General features: G+C 50.0%; 14 protein-coding genes and 5 pseudogenes. 9 read left to right on the top strand and 10 right to left on the bottom strand.

From position 1 onward, the window contains the following. Positions 1-91 precede the first annotated feature (91 nt). Both C7N83_RS05335 and C7N83_RS05330 read left to right on the top strand, forming a co-directional pair. Positions 92-1,351: a glutamate-5-semialdehyde dehydrogenase gene (locus tag C7N83_RS05335; protein WP_106741161.1), complete on the top strand. Its 1,260-nt coding sequence runs from the start codon at positions 92-94 to the stop codon at positions 1,349-1,351. Positions 1,352-1,440: 89 nt separating this feature from the next. After that, positions 1,441-1,884, top strand: a complete 444-nt coding sequence (locus C7N83_RS05330; protein ID WP_245911137.1) for an RraA family protein — start codon at positions 1,441-1,443, stop codon at positions 1,882-1,884. A 145-nt stretch (positions 1,885-2,029) separates the two neighbouring features. On the opposite strand, the pseudogene C7N83_RS05325 reads toward C7N83_RS05330, so the two are convergent. After that, a pseudogene (locus tag C7N83_RS05325) lies at positions 2,030-2,635 on the bottom strand (IS1595 family transposase). 186 nt (positions 2,636-2,821) lie between these two features. After that, a complete protein-coding gene (locus tag C7N83_RS05320; RefSeq protein WP_106741159.1) occupies positions 2,822-3,160 on the bottom strand; it encodes a P-II family nitrogen regulator in 339 nt (112 codons plus the stop codon). A gap of 212 nt (positions 3,161-3,372) precedes the next feature. Between C7N83_RS05320 and purL the strand changes: the two genes are divergently transcribed. The 3 genes and pseudogenes from purL to gloB all read left to right on the top strand — a co-directional run bounded on the left by purL (position 3,373) and on the right by gloB (position 9,391). Next, positions 3,373-7,266: a phosphoribosylformylglycinamidine synthase gene (purL, locus tag C7N83_RS05315; protein WP_106741157.1), complete on the top strand. Its 3,894-nt coding sequence runs from the start codon at positions 3,373-3,375 to the stop codon at positions 7,264-7,266. Between the two features lie 302 nt (positions 7,267-7,568). Then, positions 7,569-8,607: pseudogene (locus C7N83_RS05310) on the top strand (hypothetical protein). A gap of 13 nt (positions 8,608-8,620) precedes the next feature. Continuing rightward, positions 8,621-9,391 carry a hydroxyacylglutathione hydrolase gene (gene gloB / locus C7N83_RS05305; protein ID WP_106741156.1) on the top strand — a complete coding sequence of 257 codons (771 nt, stop codon included), beginning with the start codon at positions 8,621-8,623 and terminating at the stop codon, positions 9,389-9,391. A gap of 3 nt (positions 9,392-9,394) precedes the next feature. Here the strand turns inward: gloB and C7N83_RS05300 are convergent. Continuing rightward, a pseudogene (locus C7N83_RS05300) lies at positions 9,395-10,039 on the bottom strand (IS1595 family transposase). Positions 10,040-10,275: 236 nt separating this feature from the next. Between C7N83_RS05300 and C7N83_RS15820 the strand changes: the two are divergent. Together C7N83_RS15820 and C7N83_RS05290 are read left to right on the top strand one after the other, a co-directional pair. Then, positions 10,276-10,657 (top strand): annotated as a pseudogene (locus C7N83_RS15820) (IS1595 family transposase); the annotation flags it as partial. A gap of 178 nt (positions 10,658-10,835) precedes the next feature. Beyond that, positions 10,836-11,057: pseudogene (locus tag C7N83_RS05290) on the top strand (IS1595 family transposase); the annotation flags it as partial. Positions 11,058-11,085: 28 nt separating this feature from the next. On the opposite strand, the gene C7N83_RS05285 reads toward C7N83_RS05290, so the two are convergent. The 4 genes from C7N83_RS05285 to C7N83_RS05270 all read right to left on the bottom strand — a co-directional run bounded on the left by C7N83_RS05285 (position 11,086) and on the right by C7N83_RS05270 (position 13,781). Continuing rightward, positions 11,086-11,619, bottom strand: coding sequence for an RDD family protein (locus C7N83_RS05285; protein WP_106741154.1), 534 nt, complete (start codon positions 11,617-11,619; stop codon positions 11,086-11,088). Positions 11,620-11,725: 106 nt separating this feature from the next. After that, positions 11,726-12,145, bottom strand: coding sequence for a hypothetical protein (locus C7N83_RS05280; RefSeq protein ID WP_106741153.1), 420 nt, complete (start codon positions 12,143-12,145; stop codon positions 11,726-11,728). A gap of 154 nt (positions 12,146-12,299) precedes the next feature. Then, on the bottom strand, positions 12,300-13,301 hold the full coding sequence (gene holA, locus C7N83_RS05275; protein ID WP_170064814.1) for a DNA polymerase III subunit delta: 1,002 nt from the start codon (positions 13,299-13,301) through the stop codon (positions 12,300-12,302). Further along, entirely contained in the window at positions 13,302-13,781 is a 480-nt protein-coding gene (locus C7N83_RS05270; protein ID WP_106741151.1) for an LPS-assembly lipoprotein LptE, read from the bottom strand. Positions 13,782-13,974: 193 nt separating this feature from the next. Here C7N83_RS05270 and C7N83_RS05265 point away from each other — a divergent pair, with 193 nt between their 5' ends. Next, entirely contained in the window at positions 13,975-14,268 is a 294-nt protein-coding gene (locus C7N83_RS05265) for a hypothetical protein (protein ID WP_106741150.1), read from the top strand. Positions 14,269-14,830: 562 nt separating this feature from the next. Here C7N83_RS05265 and pgeF read toward each other — a convergent pair. Together pgeF and rluD are read right to left on the bottom strand one after the other, a co-directional pair. Then, complete coding sequence (gene pgeF / locus C7N83_RS05255) at positions 14,831-15,607, bottom strand: peptidoglycan editing factor PgeF (protein WP_106741147.1); 777 nt, start codon at positions 15,605-15,607, stop codon at positions 14,831-14,833. Between the two features lie 103 nt (positions 15,608-15,710). After that, positions 15,711-16,835: a 23S rRNA pseudouridine(1911/1915/1917) synthase RluD gene (rluD, locus tag C7N83_RS05250; protein ID WP_106741145.1), complete on the bottom strand. Its 1,125-nt coding sequence runs from the start codon at positions 16,833-16,835 to the stop codon at positions 15,711-15,713. Between rluD and C7N83_RS05245 the strand changes: the two genes are divergently transcribed. Then, positions 16,834-17,637 (top strand): outer membrane protein assembly factor BamD, encoded by an 804-nt coding sequence (locus C7N83_RS05245; RefSeq protein WP_106741144.1) that lies wholly within the window; start codon positions 16,834-16,836, stop codon positions 17,635-17,637. The two genes, rluD and C7N83_RS05245, sit on opposite strands and share 2 nt — an antisense overlap. A gap of 354 nt (positions 17,638-17,991) precedes the next feature. Here C7N83_RS05245 and C7N83_RS05240 read toward each other — a convergent pair whose 3' ends face one another. Next, positions 17,992-18,279, bottom strand: a complete 288-nt coding sequence (locus tag C7N83_RS05240) for a ComEA family DNA-binding protein (protein ID WP_106741167.1) — start codon at positions 18,277-18,279, stop codon at positions 17,992-17,994. Positions 18,280-18,538: the final 259 nt, after the last annotated feature.

Here is an 18,538-nt window from a genome sequence, read left to right as displayed (position 1 = left end):
CTTTTTCAGACAGCCTTTTTTACTTGAATTCCTGTTCAGACAGCCTTATCATCTTTCCATAATCTTGTTCACATTATTTAAGACACACACCATGCAGGATATCCAACAATACGTCCGAGATACTGCTACTGCCGCCAAACAGGCTTTCTATTTGATGGCGCAGGCCACCACCGCGCAGAAAAACGCCGCACTGTTGCGCATGGCCGAATTGGTCGTGCAGCACCAAACCACCATTCTCGCCGCCAACGTGCAAGACATGGAAAACGCCGCCGGCAAAGGCTTGGATTCGCCCCTACTCGACCGCTTGAAACTGACTGAAAAAACCGTGGAATCCATGTGCGAGGGTTTGCGCCAAATAGCTGCGCTGCCTGACCCTGTCGGCGAAATGGACGAATTCCGCATCCGCCCGAATGGTTTGCAAATCGGCAAAATGCGCGTGCCGCTCGGTGTGATCGGTATCATTTACGAATCGCGCCCGAATGTCACCATCGACGCAGCTGCCTTGTGCCTAAAATCCGGTAATGCCTGCGTGTTGCGGGGCGGCAGCGAAGCCTTTGAAAGCAATATGGCGATTGCCAGACTCATCCGCCAAGCTTTGACCGAAAACAACCTACCGCCGGCCGCCGTAAACGTGATTGAAAATACCGGCCGCGAAAGCGTCGGCGCCATGCTGCAAAGCCCCGAATTGATTGACGTGATTATCCCGCGCGGTGGTAAATCGCTGGTTGCCCGCATCGCTACCGAAGCACGCGTACCGGTGATTAAGCATCTAGACGGCATTTGCCACGTTTACATCGACCAAGCCGCCGACACGCAAAAAGCCGTTGAGATTGCCTTCAACGCCAAAACTTCGCGCTACGGTACTTGCAACACCATGGAAACGCTGCTGATCCACGCCGCGCGTGCCGAAGAAATGTTGCCTTTATTGGCGGAAAAATACGCGCAAAAACAAGTCGAACTGCGCGGTTGCGAACGCACTTTGGCCATTCTGCCGAACATCAATGCCGCCACCGAAGAAGATTGGGATACCGAATACCTCGCGCCTGTTTTGGCGGTAAAAATTGTTGATGACTTGAGCCAAGCCATTTCCCACATCAACACCCACGGCAGTCACCACACCGATTCCATCATCACCGAGTCTTACACCGATGCGCAAACCTTCCTACGCGCGGTCGATAGTGCCAGCGTGATGGTAAACGCGTCCACCCGTTTTGCCGACGGCTTCGAATACGGCCTCGGCGCGGAAATCGGCATTTCCACCGACAAAATCCATGTTCGCGGCCCGGTTGGCTTACACGGCCTGACCTCGCAAAAATGGATTGTGTTGGGTAACGGTCAAATCCGCATTTGATTCGGCCTCACGAAGCCGTCTGAAAAGCATTGTTCACTTTTCAGACGGCCTTCTTTCATATTCTTTCATAAAACCACTAAGGAGAAATCATGACAACGAAATCCTTCACCACTGCCGATTTAACCGATATCGCGCCTGATACCCCTTGTTGCGGGATTCAGTTTAAAAGCTTCGGCAACAAATGTTTAAGCGGCAAAATCCATACTTTGAAATGCTTCCGCGACAACAGTTTACTGCACCAAACGCTTAATCAAAAATCCGACAGCGGCGTGCTCGTCGTCGATAACGGCGGCTCGCTTGCCAGTGCATTAATGGGCAGCATGCTTGCCGAAGCAGGCTGTAAAAACGGTTGGGCAGGCATTGTTATTTACGGAGCGGTTCGCGACAGCGCCACCATTGATCAAATGGATTTCGACGTTAAAGCACTCGGCACCAACCACGCCGCAGTGCAAAAAATAACGAGGCGAAACCGGCATTCTGCTCAAATTCGGTGGCGCATCATTTATCCCTGGCCATTATCTATACAGCGGTGAAGACGGTATTTTTGGTTTCTGAAACACCTTTGATTTAATGCCTGTCAAATCACAACAGCCCGTTTGAAAGCCGACATACAGATTTTCTGACGGCCTCATCATTACCTATAAACAAAATCTTCTTTATTTTAGGAGCTGACGTAGATTAGCCCCAAATATCACACCAAATTCGCAAAATTTTAAGCTGCCCTTTATGGTGCGCCAAAGTTAAAACGAAACCCGCATTCTTTCCGGAATAATGGAAAAGATTTCCGGTCAATTCCATTCTATTTCCGTAGCATGCGCTTTGCCCGGTCCCAAAAGTTTTCCATCCCGTCAATGTGGTTTTGCCGCCCTACAAAATGCGTACAGTGACTGGTACGGTGACAAGTGGATTCACCCACGTCAAACACATCACGGCTTTTGCAGCAATCGGGATAAACAATGCCGCCAGGCAATGGTTTTCATTTAATAACCGGCATAAAGTTACCTTTAACGACAACGGTTAAACCTTACCCTGTCGTTTTAGAATGCCAAAAACAGCCACTTTACCTGTAACACCCCGACCGCGTTTGCCTTTGCGCTGCCTGCCAAAACAGTCCCCGTCTCATTCAACCGGGCCATCAAAAATTTCATCTGCCCGAAGTTCTGAACGGTAAGCGATGGCTTGGCGGATTTTACGGTAAAACAACAGGGCGGAATCAGGCCGGATACCGGGCATGCCGGCAGCTGCACGGGCCGTTACTTCCAATTTTATTATAAACAAACCCATTCTTTCTCATTTTCAGACGGCCCCATTAAAGTATGAATATAAGAGAGCGCACGTGACCGCCGCCAACGCCCATTACTCCGCTCGCCGGTGATTGTGAAAACGTTTGAAATTTAATTCTTTTTGCCTAGAATAATAAAAGGCCGTCTGAAAGAAGATCTTTCAGACGGCCTTTTATTATCTGGAAAATCATACCGCCGCTTCACTACGCTCGCCCGTACGAATCCGAATCGCTTCTTCCACCGGATACACAAAAATCTTACCGTCGCCGATTTTGCCGGAACGGGCGTTTTCGATAATGGCTTCGATGGCACGGTCGACATCATGATCGGCCAATACCAGTTCAATTTTGACTTTCGGCAGGAAATCAACGGCGTATTCTGCGCCACGGTAGATTTCAGTGTGGCCTTTTTGGCGGCCGAATCCCTTCACTTCGGTCACTGTCATGCCGGTAATGCCGATTTCGGTCAAGGCTTCGCGCACGTCGTCGAGTTTGAAAGGTTTGATGATAGCTTCGATTTTTTTCATGGCTGGCTTTCTGGTGGTTTTTCAGACGGCATATCAAAGCAACAAGGCCGTCCGAACAGGAAAAGATGAGTGGAAAATTATCACAATCTGCTTGTTTATTCAATCGGGTTTACAGCCGGAATTGTTGACATTTTGCATCAAAATACCCAAGCAGAATGCCACTATTATACGTATAATACCGTTCTTTCCAACCGCATTTGAGAGCCGAAACCATGTCTGTTGTTTTGCCCTTGCGCGGCGCCACCGCCTTGTCTGATTTCCGTGTTGAAAAACTCAAGCAAAAAGCAGCCGCTGCCGGCTTGCCTGAAACGGATCTGGAAAGCGAATTTTGGTATTTTGTCAGCAGCGAAAATGTTTTAGACGCTGCGACCGTTGAAAAACTGCAAGCCCTGCTGGAAGCAGGACGTGTTGCCGAAACACCTAAGCCCGCTAGCGGCTTGCATTTATTTTTGATTACACCTCGTTTGGGAACAATTTCGCCTTGGGCTTCCAAAGCCACCAACATCGCGGAAAACTGCGGTCTTGCGGGTATCGAACGCATTGAACGCGGCATGGCGGTGTGGATTTGCGGCGATTTGACTGCCGGAGAGCAACAACAATGGACAGCATTGTTACACGACCGCATGACCGAAAGCGTGTTGACCGGCATTGACGCGGCGGCTCAACTGTTCCGCCACATCCGATCAGAAACATTCTCTACCGTTGATTTATTAAACGGCGGCAAAGACGCCTTGGTCAAAGCCAATGGCGAAATGGGCTTGGCCTTGTCGCCTGACGAAATCGATTATCTGGTAGAAAACTATCAAGCCTTAGGCCGCAATCCGATTGATGTCGAACTGATGATGTTTGCACAGGCCAACTCCGAACATTGTCGTCACAAAATTTTCAACGCTGACTTTATCTTAAACGGCGAAAAACAGCCGAAATCGCTTTTCAGCATGATTCGCGACACCCACAACGCCCATCCCGAAGGCACAGTTGTCGCCTATAAAGACAATTCCTCTGTGATTGAAGGTGCAAAAATCGAGCGTTTCTACCCGCATGCCGATGAAAACCAAGGCTACCGCTTCCACGAAGAAGACACCCACATCATCATGAAAGTGGAAACCCACAACCACCCGACCGCCATTGCCCCGTTTGCAGGTGCGGCCACCGGTTCGGGCGGTGAAATACGCGACGAAGGGGCAACCGGCAGAGGTTCGCGTCCGAAAGCGGGTCTGACTGGTTTTACCGTATCGAATCTGAATATTCCGGGTTTGGCGCAGCCGTGGGAAAAAGCCTACGGCAAACCAGGCCATATCGCTTCGCCTTTGGATATCATGATTGAAGGCCCGGTCGGCGGCGCGGCATTTAACAACGAATTCGGCCGCCCCAACCTCTTGGGCTATTTCCGCACCTTTGAAGAAAAATTCGACGGCCAAGTGCGCGGCTACCATAAGCCGATTATGATTGCCGGCGGCTTAGGCAACATTCAAGCGCAGCAAACGCATAAAGGTGAAATTCCCGAAGGCGCATTATTAATCCAACTTGGCGGCCCGGGCATGTTGATTGGTTTGGGCGGCGGCGCGGCTTCGTCTATGGATACCGGCACCAACGATGCTTCTTTGGATTTCAACTCCGTGCAACGCGGCAACCCCGAAATCGAACGCCGTGCGCAAGAAGTCATCGACCGCTGTTGGCAGCTGGGCGAAAACAATCCGATTATCTCGATTCACGATGTGGGTGCGGGCGGATTGTCAAACGCCTTCCCCGAATTGGTCAACGATGCCGGCCGTGGTGCGAAATTCAAGCTGCGCGATGTACCGCTGGAAGAAGACGGCCTGACCCCGTTACAAATCTGGTGCAACGAATCTCAAGAGCGTTATGTGTTGTCGATTTTGGAACAAGATTTAGACACCTTCCGCACCATTTGCGAACGCGAACGCTGCCCGTTTGCCGTAGTCGGCGTAGCCACCGACGACGGCCATCTGCAAGTGCGCGATGACCTGTTTGACAACAATCCGGTCGATTTACCGCTGAATGTTTTACTCGGCAAACCACCTAAAACCACCCGCAACGACACCACCGTAACGCCGTCTGAAAGCCAGTTTGACGCGTCTGCCATCGACATCACCGAAGCCGCCTACCGCGTGCTGCGCTTACCGGCCGTAGCCGCCAAAAATTTCCTGATTACCATCGGCGACCGAAGTGTCGGCGGCATGACCCACCGTGACCAAATGGTCGGCAAATACCAATCACCTGTAGCCGATTGCGCTGTGACCATGATGGGCTTCAATACACACCAAGGCGAAGCGATGTCTATAGGCGAAAAACCGACTGTCGCCCTATTTGACGCGCCTGCTTCCGGCCGCATGTGCGTGGGCGAAGCGATTACCAACATTGCCGCGGTAAATATCGGCGACATAGGCAATATCAAATTATCTGCCAACTGGATGGCCGCCTGCGGCACAGAAGGCGAAGACGAAAAACTCTACCGCACAGTAGAAGCCACTTCGCAAATCTGCCAGACCTTGGGGTTGAGCATTCCGGTGGGCAAAGACAGCCTGTCGATGAAAACCGTATGGCAAGACGAAGTAGGACAAAAATCCGTGGTTTCGCCTTTGAGCCTGGTTATCACCGCGTTTGCACCGGTGAAAGACGTGCGTAAAACCATTACACCCGAATTAAAAAACGTGGAAGACAGCGTATTACTGCTGGTTGATTTAGGCAACGGCCAAGCGCGCATGGGCGGCTCGGCTTTGGGTCAGGTATACAACCAAATGGCGGGCAAGGCGCCTGATATTAACCCGGGCCGTCTGAAAGCGTTTTACAATGCCATTCAACAATTAGTCGCCGAAGACAAATTATTGGCTTACCATGACCGTGGCGACGGCGGTTTGTTTGCCACCTTGGCGGAAATGGCGTTTGCCGCCCGCGTGGGTTTGGACGTGGATTTGACCGCATTGCTTGCCGCGCAAACCGCAGGCGGAAATACCGCGATCCGTGCCTTGTTTAACGAAGAATTGGGCGCAGTGATTCAAGTTGCCGCCGCCGATGCGGCCGCCGTGTCTGCCCTGTTTGATCAAGCCTGTGTGCCACTGCACAGCATTGCCACGCTGGCTGCCGATGAAACCTTCACCATCCGCAACCAAGGCGAAGTGTTGCTGCAACAAAGCCGCGCCGGCCTGCAAGCGGCATGGCAGGAAACCAGCCACGCCATCCAACGCCTGCGCGACAATCCGGCCTGCGCCGACAGCGAGCTGGCTCTGGTTCAAGACAACGCACGCGCCGCGCTGTTTGCCGATGTAAAATTTGATGTGAACGAAAACATCGCCGCGTCGTTTATCAACAACGGTGCAAAACCGAAAATCGCCATTCTGCGTGAACAAGGTGTCAACGGCCAAATCGAAATGGCTGCTGCCTTTACCCAAGCCGGTTTTGATGCTTATGACGTGCATATGTCCGACCTGATGGGTGGCCGCGTACATTTAGATGATTTCAAGATGTTAGCCGCTTGCGGCGGCTTCAGCTACGGCGACGTATTGGGGGCGGGAGAAGGCTGGGCGAAATCGATTCTGTTCCACCCTGCTCTGCGCGACCAGTTTGCCGCCTTCTTCGCCAATCCGAACACTTTAACCTTGGGCGTATGCAACGGCTGCCAAATGGTCAGCAACTTGGCGGAAATTATTCCGGGCTCTGCCGCATGGCCGAAATTCAAACGCAACGAAAGCGAACAGTTTGAAGCGCGTTTAAGCATGGTTACCGTACCAAAATCCAACTCGCTGATTCTGAAAGAAATGATTGGCAGCAGCCTGCCGGTTATCGTCAGCCACGGGGAAGGCCGCGCCGACTTTGCCCGCACCGGCGGCAATATCTCTGCCGGCTTGGGCGTTGCGCTGCAATACGTTGACGGCCTGAACCAAGTAACCCAAACCTACCCGCTCAACCCGAACGGCTCGCCGCAAGGCATTGCCGGTGTGACCAACACCGACGGCCGCGTCACCATCATGATGCCGCACCCCGAGCGTGTTTACCGCGCCGCACAAATGAGCTGGAAACCTGAAGATTGGACGGGCCAATCCGGCTGGACGCGACTGTTTGCCGGTGCGCGCAAGGCTTTGGGTTAAACTGCCGGACGTGTTTTGACCATGAAGTGAGGCTTTTGATCCCCCCTCCCCGGATTTGACTACGACGGTTCAAAAAGACCGCATCGCAGAACGCGCAGACATATCGAAATACCGGGTCAAGCGCTTGAGAAACACATCGCGAAGAAAGTAAGCCGAAGACAGAGATTTTACAAAGGTCTCAAACCTTCTGAAAAAAAGACAGATGAAATCCGTGATTCAAACCTTGCTTTCAGACAGCCTTTTTATATTTAAACGCTTATGCGGTATGATAGGCATAAATTGATTAACAAGCCGTCTGAAACATGAAACATGCTTTTATTCTCAGCTATTGCGACTATCCTGAATGCGACACCAAACCGTTTGCACTCCTGACCGCCAATCCGACCAAAATGCATCATTATGTCGCGCAAACCGAGCAGCGGCAGCATGCGCATAACTCGTCAGTCGGTACGCAAAACCAAAATGTTTACCGCCTGCCAATCAGCCTGTTCCTCATTCCTTACCTCGGCGAGGCGGATAATGTGAACATTATCACCAATCTGGCGGCGAAAAATCTTTACACGCTGGCCTTTGTCGAAAATTCGCCCAATCAATACAATCTCGAAAGCTGGTTCAACCGCCATGAAAGCGGCGGCTATGAAAATTCGTGCCAAATGTTGCGCAGCCTGCCCACAGGCCGTCTGAAAGTACCCGATGCCGTTTGGCGGATTCTTCGCCTGAAGCTGTTGGGCATTTTACGCAATCCGAACAACCACAAAACCTTGTTTGCCTATAGGCTGCATCAGGCCATCCGCCGCCAACTGCCTGCAGTAAGCCGCGAATTCGTGCATTTAATCCGTGCCCGCGACCCGAAGCGCATCCGCTCAATTTTACAGAATTCCGATTTCAATTTTAACGGCTACGTTAATTGGCTCTCTAATCTTTACGGTATGTTAAGCGATGGCATATCCCAGCCTTCGCTGTTTGAACAAATGTTCCGCGCAGCGTTTGATGTGCCTGAAGCGGTAAAAATTGAGCTTTACCGCTATCCCGACAATTCAGGCTTGTGTCTGTTTAACGACCACTCGTTTTGTTTGCAGGAATCAAAAAAAAGAAATCAGCGCCGGCGTGAACCTGGCCCATGATATGTTTGCCATTGTGCATGTCAAACTGGATTTATGGCACACGCTAAAAAGCGGGTTCACCTACAAACAAACCCGCAAACAAGACGAAATCCATATTTACGACCACAACCAGATCCAACGCCTGACCTACAACCGCTTAACTATCAAGCAGGCACGCACTGCCGTGTACGGTTTGAGCCGCAACCACCGCGCTTATATGCAGGAACAAGCCGTCTGAAAAAAGGAATAGCATGAAAATCACTCCAATCAAAGCATTCAACGACAACTATATTTGGATGATTCAGGAAGGTAATCTGGCCGTCTGTGTCGACCCTGGCGATGCCACGCCGGTATTGAAATTTCTGGTCAGCAACCGCCTGATGCTTGCGCAAACATGGATTACCCACCACCATGACGACCATTGTGGCGGCGTAAATGCATTGTGGCGCACGTTTTTAGAATCACCAGTTTACGGCAACAGCGACATTGCTGAAGCTACCCACCGAACGAAAGCCGGCTTACAAATCCCCTTCGGCGACGGTTTGGCGACCGTTTGGGCTACACCCGGCCACACCAGCCATCATTTAAGCTATCTGTTTGAAACGTCAGACGGCCTGCACGTTTTTTGCGGCGACACCCTATTCAGCGCCGGCTGCGGCCGTGTGTTTACCGGAACAATTGGAGAATTGTTCGACAGCTTCCTGCGTTTCAACCAATTGCCGGAAAATACCTTGTTTTACCCCGCGCACGAATACACTGTTTCTAATCTACGCTTTGCCGCCCACATCGAGCCGGACAATGCTGACATTCACACGGCCTTGCAGACAGCCGAATCTGCCACCGCCCCAACTTTGCCGGTAACACTGTTGCACGAGCGCAAAGTCAACCCGTTTTTGCGCGTCGGCTTGCCGCAGGTTTGGGAACGCGTGGAAAAATTGAGTGGCAAAAAATTTGCCGGCGAATTTGAAGTATTCGCCGCATTGCGTGAATTGAAAAATAATCCTAGGACCGACGTAAATTAGCCCCTAAATACCATACCCTTTCCGCAAGGTTTTGAGTTGCGCTAACGGAGCACCAAAGTTAAATCCAAACCCGCATCCTTTCAAGAATAATGGAAAAGATTTGCAGGCAATTCCGTTGTGTTTTCTCAGAACACGTTTTGCCTGATTCCAAAAATTCCCAATGCCGCTGATGTGGTTCTGACGATCAGCAAAGCATTGCGAATGATTGCTGCAATGGTGATGGAATTCACGCACATCAGGCACGTCATCATTGTTATAAACCATGCCTTCAGGCATGACTTTTCTCTTAAAAACAGGAGGTAAGGTTTCGGTTCGGGCGTTGTCCGCAATCACAGAACAGTCTTTTCCATCCCGTTTTGGGATGCCGGAAACAGCCACTTTCCCTGCGGCGCCTCTGCTGTGTTTGCCTTTAGGATAACCCCAAAATAACGCTCGTCCAGCTCAACCGCAGCATCAAAAACCGCATCGGCTTCCAATGCCGAACGGTGACTGATAAACCCTCTCTCGTATTTTGCGCTAAGAAAGTAGCGCAGAATTGGGCCGGATACCCAACAAATCAGCCGCCGAACGTGCAGTAAATTCCCGTACAAAAAATTCGAGCAGTTTTTGTATGTTTCTTTCTAATTTGCAATGGGTTATCACCGGTATGACTGCTGATCTATGTCAGCCCCATAATTTTTAAGGCCATCTTTAAATCTTTACAAAAAACCGTCTGAAACACATGATTCCCATCATCTCTTTCAAGCGGCCCTGTGATGCTTAAGCCAAACGCAAACTTTTATTTTGAGGCTGTCCTAAGATAAAGATAACTCGGAAAATTCAAATTAAGTCAGAATTATCCCCATCGCAAAAGTCGTCTAAGCCGGTACAAACAAAACAAACTCATTGGGCTGTTTGTTTCGGGAGTTACCGCCCGAACAGCATCCGGGTTAGCTGGCGTAAACAAAAATACCGCAGCCTGTTACTTTCATTGTTTACGGTTACTTATTTATCAAAACAGCCTGCATTTGGAAATATTTGATGTGTAAGTAGCAGTTTGAACGGTATTGGCAGACAAGGTAAAGGTAAACGCAGTCGTGGTGCTGCCGGTAAAGTCGTTTTGTTCGGGCTTTTGAAGCAAAACGGTAACGTTTTTACTGTTGCTATACCCATACACAAACAGCTGCCTTGCGGCCAATTCTCCGTGAACAGGTTAGCCCTGGCAGCATTGTTTATAGCGGTTGTTATCGCCGTTATGACTTACAAAGGAGGCCCTCATTTCATCATGCAGTATCTTTCCGGCAGAAAACCCGTCTGCTGCGTTGGAAATACACGCAAGGTGTCCGACCTTGCCGTGCCGGCCGGTTTTTCCGGCGCGGCGCGTCAAACCGCCTCCTTTGAGTATCGACCCGAATACCGCTTTTCTGCTCGAAAATCGGCGACACAGACGAAATGATCACACGCCTTGGACGTAAATGAATTTTGACATTTTCGCATGAACCACAGCACGCATTTTACCGGGCGACAAAACCATATTAACGCAATTGAGCACTTTTGGAACCGGGCAAAACGTCATTGACGCAAGTTTAACGGTATTGCCAAAGTGCATTTTGAGCTGTATTTGAAGGGATGTGAACCGTGTTTTGACAATAGCGGGATGAAAATTCCGATTTCCATTTTAAAATAATTGGTAACGCAGAATTTGTCCTGATTATTTAGGACAGCCTCTTATTTTTCAAATCTTTTTTCAAATCCACCAAACGTGTTCCTGCCAGAAAGTCGTATAAAAACTGGTGGTCGGGATTCAGCAATGCAAAACCCCATGGCAGAATCAGCCAAAATAATGCTGCACTAAACGCCAGCATTGGCGGGATATTCAGCAAATGGCGCAATCCCGCATAAGCAAGCATGGGGATAAACACAACAAACACACATGCCCAGATAAAACGCAGGCGCAGCTGATGCAACGGCGGTTGTACGTTTTGCTGGTTGGCCAAGCCGATTTTCCATGTCTGCATCGCCAGCGTTTGCCCTTTTTGCAGCCAGTTTGTACGGAAGTAATACCACCAAAACCCAATTACCAAAATACAGGTCGTAAAGCTGGATAAATACGTTGAAATCGGATTGAGAAAAATCGCCAATATGCCGGAAAGAATCGCAGCGATGGCAGTAACGGCACCGACCAGCAACATTTCGTACATCAAGGCGGCAAGACGGCGTTTGAAGGAAACAGCAGGAAATCGGGTCATAGGGACAGAGGCGTTATACAAAGGCTGCCTGCACGGTACATAGTGAAATCACGCAAAACATTGATTCCGTATTTCACACCTGTTCAGACGGCCTGTCGGTTAAAAATCAACGGTGCGGGCGCTTCTGGCCTTTGGCCTGTTGTGCCGCCATTTGGTTCATTTCCTGACGGGTCGGGCGTTTTTTGAACATGGCATGCGCTTCGTCAACCGAGCATTTTTGCGACAGGCAAACCAGCGTAACTGCATCTTTTTGCGCTTGGCCGCCACGGTGATACATACGGCGCAGATTGGCTTCGTTAATGCGGCCTTTTGCAGGGTCGATGTCGAATTTTTTCAGACGTTCGATAAATTGGCGTTGCTGGCGGCGCGACGTCCAAACAAAGCCGCCGGCCGCCGCCGCCATAATCACAATGGCAACCGCAATGGCAATCGGCCACGAATCTACGATTAACACCAACAGCAGGCTTAAAACAGCCGTGGCCAGAACCATCAGGCCGGCTAAACGGATTTTTGCTTTTGTATCCATGGGTTGTGTTTCCTTAAAACAGTTTGAGGCCGTCTGAAAAAATTTCCGTTGGGCTTTTCAGACGGCCTTGGAATGATTTAACGCTATTTTACAGTATTTTCAGGTCTAAAGGGAAAGATTACCTGCTTTTTCATGCAAACAGGCAATGAACGGTTTACACCGCCAACCCTATCACCAATTGCTTAAACACCGCCCACGCATCGCCATCTTCTGCGCCTTTAATCATGCGGTCGATTTTGGCACAGGTTTGTAGGGCTTCGAGCAGTCGGCTGATGGGAATACGGTTGGCAGCCATCGGTGCCAGCGTTTGTTTTTCGCCCCACAGGCGCAGGCTGTTGCGCAGCGATTGGACATTTTGGCCTTGCTTTAAAGCAGCAGTGAGGCGGATGAGCGTGCGGATATCTTCGGCCACCGCCCAGAGCAGCAGCACCGGTTCTTCGCCACCGGCTTCCAAGCCGTCAAGCAAACGCACCACTCGTTGCACATCGCCCTTCATCCATGCGCCGGCTAATTGGAACACATCAAAACGTGCCACATTGGCTACCGCCGCTTCGGCATCGGCCATACTCAGCAAATGGCCTTTCGGGTGCAGCAAAGCAAGTTTGTCAATTTCCTGCTTGGCAGCCAACAGATTGCCTTCGACACGTTCTGCAAACAGAGCCAGCGCATCATTTTCAATCTCCAAATCCCATTTTTTCAGACGGCCCCGAACCCATGCCGGCAAGGCTGAAACACCCACGGCTTTGGCTTCGAGCATCACACCGTTTGCCGCCAGCGCTCCGAACCATTTGGCTTGCGTTTGCGCCTTTTCCAGCTTGGGCAGCATGATGACGGTCACTGTATCTTCAGGCAGCTGCTGGGCGAAATGCTGCAAGGCTTCACCGCCGTTTTTGCCCGGCTTACCGTTGGGAATGTACAGTTCGAGCAGTTTCAAATCGGCAAACAAACCCATGCCTCCCGCCGATTGCAGCCATTCGTTCCAATCAAAATTATTTTCGGCAGTGTGCATTTCGCGGTTGAGATAGCCTTGCTGGCGCGCTGCCGTACGCAAAGTATCAAGCGCTTCAATCCTCAACAACTCTTCTTCGCCGTGAATCACATACAGCGGCTTGAGCGGCATATCGGCACTAAGCTGCCCGATATTCATCGCCACCATTTACTGCGCCGCTTTCAAAAAGGTCAGGCGGCGCACGATTTGGTCGGCGGCATCGGTGCGCATTTCCGACCAGATGGTTTGTTCTTCTTCGGTTTTACCCAATACTTCGCTGTCGGCGTAATCCATGGTGCGGTGTACCAATATAGTCATCGGCTCGCCTACCGGTTCGCCGTTGCGGGCGGCTTGCGCGTCGACACGCAATATCAGCAGGTACTCGTTGATGTCGGCGGCACGGGTGATGGTGTAAATGTCGCGGCGTGTTTTAATATTGGTCACGTTAACCGCCATTTGCGCTTTGTCCATACTGACCGGACGGCCGTCTGAACGACGCAGGGAATTTTCCAAAGCCTGTTGCAATGCACCGCCGTTGACATACCAGTTTTGATACGGCAGCGGCCGCGATGTACTGGCCGTGCCTTTCAAATGGAAACCGCATGAAGCCAAGAGTAATACGGCAGCGGTCAGGATGGTTTTTTTCATGTCAGACTTTCATTTCCGAGACGGGAAAACTGGATTATAACGGATTATCAGGCCGTCTGAAATCTTTAGGTTTCAGGCGGCCTGATAGAATGGAAAATGAGTCGGGATATTATGATAAACCTGTTTGAGAACAACTTGAATCAGTGTAATCGGCAGGGCAATCACATGAAGCAAATCATGGCATAATGCCCGTATGAACCCACTTATCGCCATCTCCGCCAATATCAAAGACCCGCGCAAAGACCCGCGGCAGCACGGCAAAATCAAACATAATCTTTCCGAAAGGCCGGCCGTAGCCGCCATACTAAGCAGTGCAAACAATTGCGCCGAAATCGAAAAGTATGGGGCGGATACAAACCCGAATGGCTGCGGCAGCTTACACCACCCGAAAACGGCATTGCCTCCCACGATACCTGCAGTCTGCTGTCTGCCGGCATCAATCCCGAAAAATTCCCGCAATGCTTTATTGGTCGGGCTGCTCAAATGACCCCTGTATTTGACGGCAAAACCCTGCGTAAGAACGGCGGCAGAAGTCAAAAGCCTATTCAACCGTCAGCGTATTTGCCAGAGAAATGTTGCAGACAAACCCAATGAAAAAAATGCCGGGCGCAGTTGCGTTCATTTGCCGTTGAATCGGAACGCCATATCGACGATAAAGACTAGGCTTTATATCGGCAGCCCAGAGCCTGCGGCTGTACGGATACGGCAATCGGTCCGTTCGCATTGGGCGGTGGAAAATCCGCTGCATTGGTGTTTGGACATGTGGTTTGCCGGTGACCGGATGTGTCTGCGGGAGCAATATGCAGCAAAAAATATGCACAGATTGAAGCAGTTGGCACTGAACCTGATCAACCGGGACAAATCGGTCAAACGGAGGATCAATTCAAAACGGTTAATGGCGGCCGGAGATGATGAGTTTGGGTCTCTTCTGCCAGGGAGGGGAAGTTCATGCGATTGCCCTGGTGCAATCGCATGAAGGCTGTCTGAAAGTAAGTAGGGGTTTTCAGACGGTCTCACAATATGATTATGCTTTTCAAAGAAACAGCAAACTATGCATCATTGTCCAACCAGATCACACTGGCCATGCGGCCGGTTTGCCCGTCGCGTCGGTAAGAAAAAAAGCTGTCGCGCTCCAGCACGGTGCAATGTCTGCCGCCGTAAATCATGGTCACGCCTTCGCGCTGCAACACCATCTGCGCCAAGGCATACATATCGGCCAGATATTTGCCACCGCCAATGGCTTCAAATGCGCTGTCAACCGAGGATATTTGCGCGGTAAACGCATCGAACACTTCCTGCCCCACTTCAAACGCCTCCGGCCCAATCGCAGGTCCCAAATAAGCCATAATTTCCAATGGTTCGACCTGCATGGCACGCACGGTATTTTGCAACACACCGCCTGCCAATCCACGCCAACCGGCATGGGCAGCAGCCACTACGGTTCCGGCTTTGTCGCAAAATAATACCGGCAGGCAATCCGCGGTCATGCTGGCGCAAGCGGCTTGACCGGTTGTATCGACGCTGGCATCGGCATCAGTGAGCGTTAACAGCGCATCTGTCGCATTTACCACAATATCGCTGTGGATTTGGTTTAAATAAGCGACAGGCAGATCAATTTGGCTTTGCACGATTTCCCTGTTACGCGCCACATACTCAGGATTATCGCCGACATGTGTACCGACATTCAGGCTGTGAAACGGCTTTTCGCTCACACCGCCATTACGCGTCGTAATTAAGGTTTTCACATTGGCAGGCGCAGGCCAACTGGCTGTGAGAAAGGTTTTATGTTGCACTTTGATGCCCAAAGTTTCGCTTAAGGTTTTCATGCCACTCCTTATTTTCAGACCGCCTTATTGATTAATAAACTATTTAAAAGCAATATTAATCAAATAATTAACTATTTCTCATATCAATAGGCCGTCTGAACGGTTAATTCGGTACATAAACGATTTCAACATCGTAATCGTCTTCGTCCCAATCATCGTCGTCATCGTTATCAAGTTTGCCTTGCCATTCTTCTTCGTGGCCCAACGATGAATCCAAACCGGCTTCCAAGCGCAAGACGGAAAGCAGACGGTAAATATCGTCAGGCAAAGGAGCTTCAAACAACACGGTTTCATTGGTTTTCGGATGAATAAAGCTCAAACGGTATGCATGCAACGCTTGGCGCGCGCCCAAACCTTTCACTGCTTCTTTTACCGTCTCGCTACACGGATGCCGCGGGTTGCCATACACAGGATCGGCGGCCAACGGATGGTTGGCTTCGCGCATGTGCACGCGGATTTGATGGGTACGGCCGGTTTCCAAAGTGCATTCGATATAGCTGTGCGATAAATAACGTTCCAACACCTTCACATGAGTCACAGCCGGTTTACCGCCATATTTCACGACTGCCATTTTCAAGCGGTTGTGCGGGTCGCGGCCGATTAAGGTATTAATTTTGCCGTCAAACGGCACAATACCGCTAGCAACAGCGCGGTAAATACGCTTCACCGTGCGTGCCTGCAGCTGCTGCACCAATGAAGTTTGCGCCGGTAAAGTTTTTGCCACCACCATCAAACCACTGGTTTCTTTATCTAACCGGTGAACAATACCTGCACGCGGTACTTGGCTCAACTCCGGACAATGCGCTAACAAGCCGTTTAACAGCGTGCCCGTCCAGTTTCCTGCTGCGGGATGCACCACTAATCCGGCAGGTTTATTCATGACGATGACGGTATCGTCTTCATAGACAATATCCAAATCCATTGATTCGGGGGTGAACGCCAGATTTTCTTCGCTCGGGCGTACAGTAACTGTGATAAACTCCCCACCAATCATTTTGGCTTTCGGCTGGGCAGGTTTGTTGTTTACAATAACATCGCCGTCTTTAACCCAAGCAGTCAGACGGCTGCGCGAATAATCAGGCATAAGTTTGGCCAGCGCGACATCCAAACGTAAGCCGGCCATCTCGACAGGCAGGGTCAATTTAACACAACTTTCTGCTTCAGGGACTGCCGCAAAGTCTAAATCATCGCTATAATCAGCTTCATTATCAAAGGAAGTATTCTGCATGAAAAAAATTCTTTTATTAGTTTCTTTAAGTTTGGCACTCAACGCATGTGCCAATAAAGGCACCATCGATAAAGATGCTCAAATTACTCAGGATTGGAGTGTGGAACAGCTTTATGCTGAAGCACAAGATGAATTGAACAGCAACAATTATACGCGAGCCATCAAGTTATATGAACTGTTGGAATCACGTTTCCCTAATGGCCGCTATGCACAGCAGTCGCAATTGGATACCGCCTACGCTTACTATAAAGACGACGAACCGGAAAAAGCCTTGGCCGCCATTGACCGCTTCCAACGCCATCACCCGCAACATCCGAACATGGATTATGCCTTATATCTAAAAGGCTTGGTATTGTTTAATGAAGACCAGTCTTTCTTAAACAAACTGGCTTCTCAAGACTGGTCTGACCGCGACCCTAAAGCCAACCGCGATGCCTACCATGCGTTTGCACAATTGGTTGAGCGTTATCCCAACAGCAAATACGCACCCGATGCCACTGCCCGCATGACCAGACTCGTTGACGCGCTGGGCGGTAATGAAATTGCCGTAGCCCGATATTACATGAAGCGTGGTGCGTATGTTGCCGCCATTAACCGCGCACAAAAAATTGTTCAACAATACCAAAATACGCGCTACATTGAAGAATCATTGGCCATGATGGAATTAGCTTACAAAAAACTGGAGAAACCCCAACTGGCCGAAGATACCCGCCGTATTTTGCAGCAAAACTTTCCGCAAAGCCCATTCCTGACGCATGAATGGCGCAATGGCGATATACCTTGGTGGCGCTACTGGAAGTAAATCATTAACTTAAAAAAATCAGCCTGAAATATTTCAGGCTGATTTTATTTCAGCTAACCGATAAATCCGTTTTAATCTACCTGGTTGTAAATTATCTGGTTGTAAATAATGTGATCCTACTTAGAACGAATCAGATAGGGATATCCCGATTACACATTTCCCTTTAAGTTAGCAAAATAAAACATGTTCGTTACAAGGGGTAACTGTGTCCTTATTACACAAACCGAAAGGCCGTCTGAAAGCCTATACGCCTTCAGACGGCCTTAGATATTGTGACAGGTCGCGGCCGGATGACGGCAGAAATACCGTTACCGCCCCACCTTCTTTTCCTCCTTATCGTCCTCCCCCGCTTTTTTACTTCTTGACCGCAGACTGCGCCATCTTCTTGGCAGGCGCCGCCACAACGGCTTCATTCTTCAGTTTTGAGAAGATCCCTTCGCCAATGCCTTTGACGTTTTTCAACTCGTCCAAGGTCTTAAAGCTTCCATGCTGTGTGCGGTATGCTACAATCGCTTTCGCTTTGGCCGGACCGACACCCGGCAGTGCAGTCAGTTCGCTTTCGGAAGCGGTGTTGACGTTAACGGCAGCAGCAGATACGGAAGCAACCAAAGTGCTCAGAGCGTAGAAGATGATTTTTTTCATCGGATTCATGCGTTTTCTCCTAAATATGATAATAATACCTTTGATTATATTTACACATAACCAATAAAGCAAACTTTATTTGCCCATCTGCTCATCACTGTTTCATGATAACGACGCTTTTGGGTGGTCGTTTTACATGTTGGTTTGTTCCTTCCTCAGGGTTTTATATTCCTCAATAAATGCCCCCAAGACGCAAAGAAGCCTCCGGCAAATCGCCGGAGGCTTCAGAATGGGTGTTTGGCAGTGACCTACTTTCACA

Source organism: Neisseria iguanae, from assembly GCF_003013245.1.
GTDB lineage: Bacteria > Pseudomonadota > Gammaproteobacteria > Burkholderiales > Neisseriaceae > Neisseria > Neisseria iguanae.
This window is presented reverse-complemented; position numbering and strand designations above follow the sequence as displayed.

Coding starts and splice junctions, on each gene's coding strand:
- C7N83_RS05335 (WP_106741161.1), top strand. CDS start 92: ATGCAGGATATCCAACAATACGTCCGAGATACTGCTACTGCCGCCAAA.
- C7N83_RS05330 (WP_245911137.1), top strand. CDS start 1,441: ATGACAACGAAATCCTTCACCACTGCCGATTTAACCGATATCGCGCCT.
- C7N83_RS05320 (WP_106741159.1), bottom strand. CDS start 3,160: ATGAAAAAAATCGAAGCTATCATCAAACCTTTCAAACTCGACGACGTG.
- purL (WP_106741157.1), top strand. CDS start 3,373: ATGTCTGTTGTTTTGCCCTTGCGCGGCGCCACCGCCTTGTCTGATTTC.
- gloB (WP_106741156.1), top strand. CDS start 8,621: ATGAAAATCACTCCAATCAAAGCATTCAACGACAACTATATTTGGATG.
- C7N83_RS05285 (WP_106741154.1), bottom strand. CDS start 11,619: ATGACCCGATTTCCTGCTGTTTCCTTCAAACGCCGTCTTGCCGCCTTG.
- C7N83_RS05280 (WP_106741153.1), bottom strand. CDS start 12,145: ATGGATACAAAAGCAAAAATCCGTTTAGCCGGCCTGATGGTTCTGGCC.
- holA (WP_170064814.1), bottom strand. CDS start 13,301: ATGGTGGCGATGAATATCGGGCAGCTTAGTGCCGATATGCCGCTCAAG.
- C7N83_RS05270 (WP_106741151.1), bottom strand. CDS start 13,781: ATGAAAAAAACCATCCTGACCGCTGCCGTATTACTCTTGGCTTCATGC.
- C7N83_RS05265 (WP_106741150.1), top strand. CDS start 13,975: ATGAACCCACTTATCGCCATCTCCGCCAATATCAAAGACCCGCGCAAA.
- pgeF (WP_106741147.1), bottom strand. CDS start 15,607: ATGAAAACCTTAAGCGAAACTTTGGGCATCAAAGTGCAACATAAAACC.
- C7N83_RS05245 (WP_106741144.1), top strand. CDS start 16,834: ATGAAAAAAATTCTTTTATTAGTTTCTTTAAGTTTGGCACTCAACGCA.
- rluD (WP_106741145.1), bottom strand. CDS start 16,835: ATGCAGAATACTTCCTTTGATAATGAAGCTGATTATAGCGATGATTTA.
- C7N83_RS05240 (WP_106741167.1), bottom strand. CDS start 18,279: ATGAAAAAAATCATCTTCTACGCTCTGAGCACTTTGGTTGCTTCCGTA.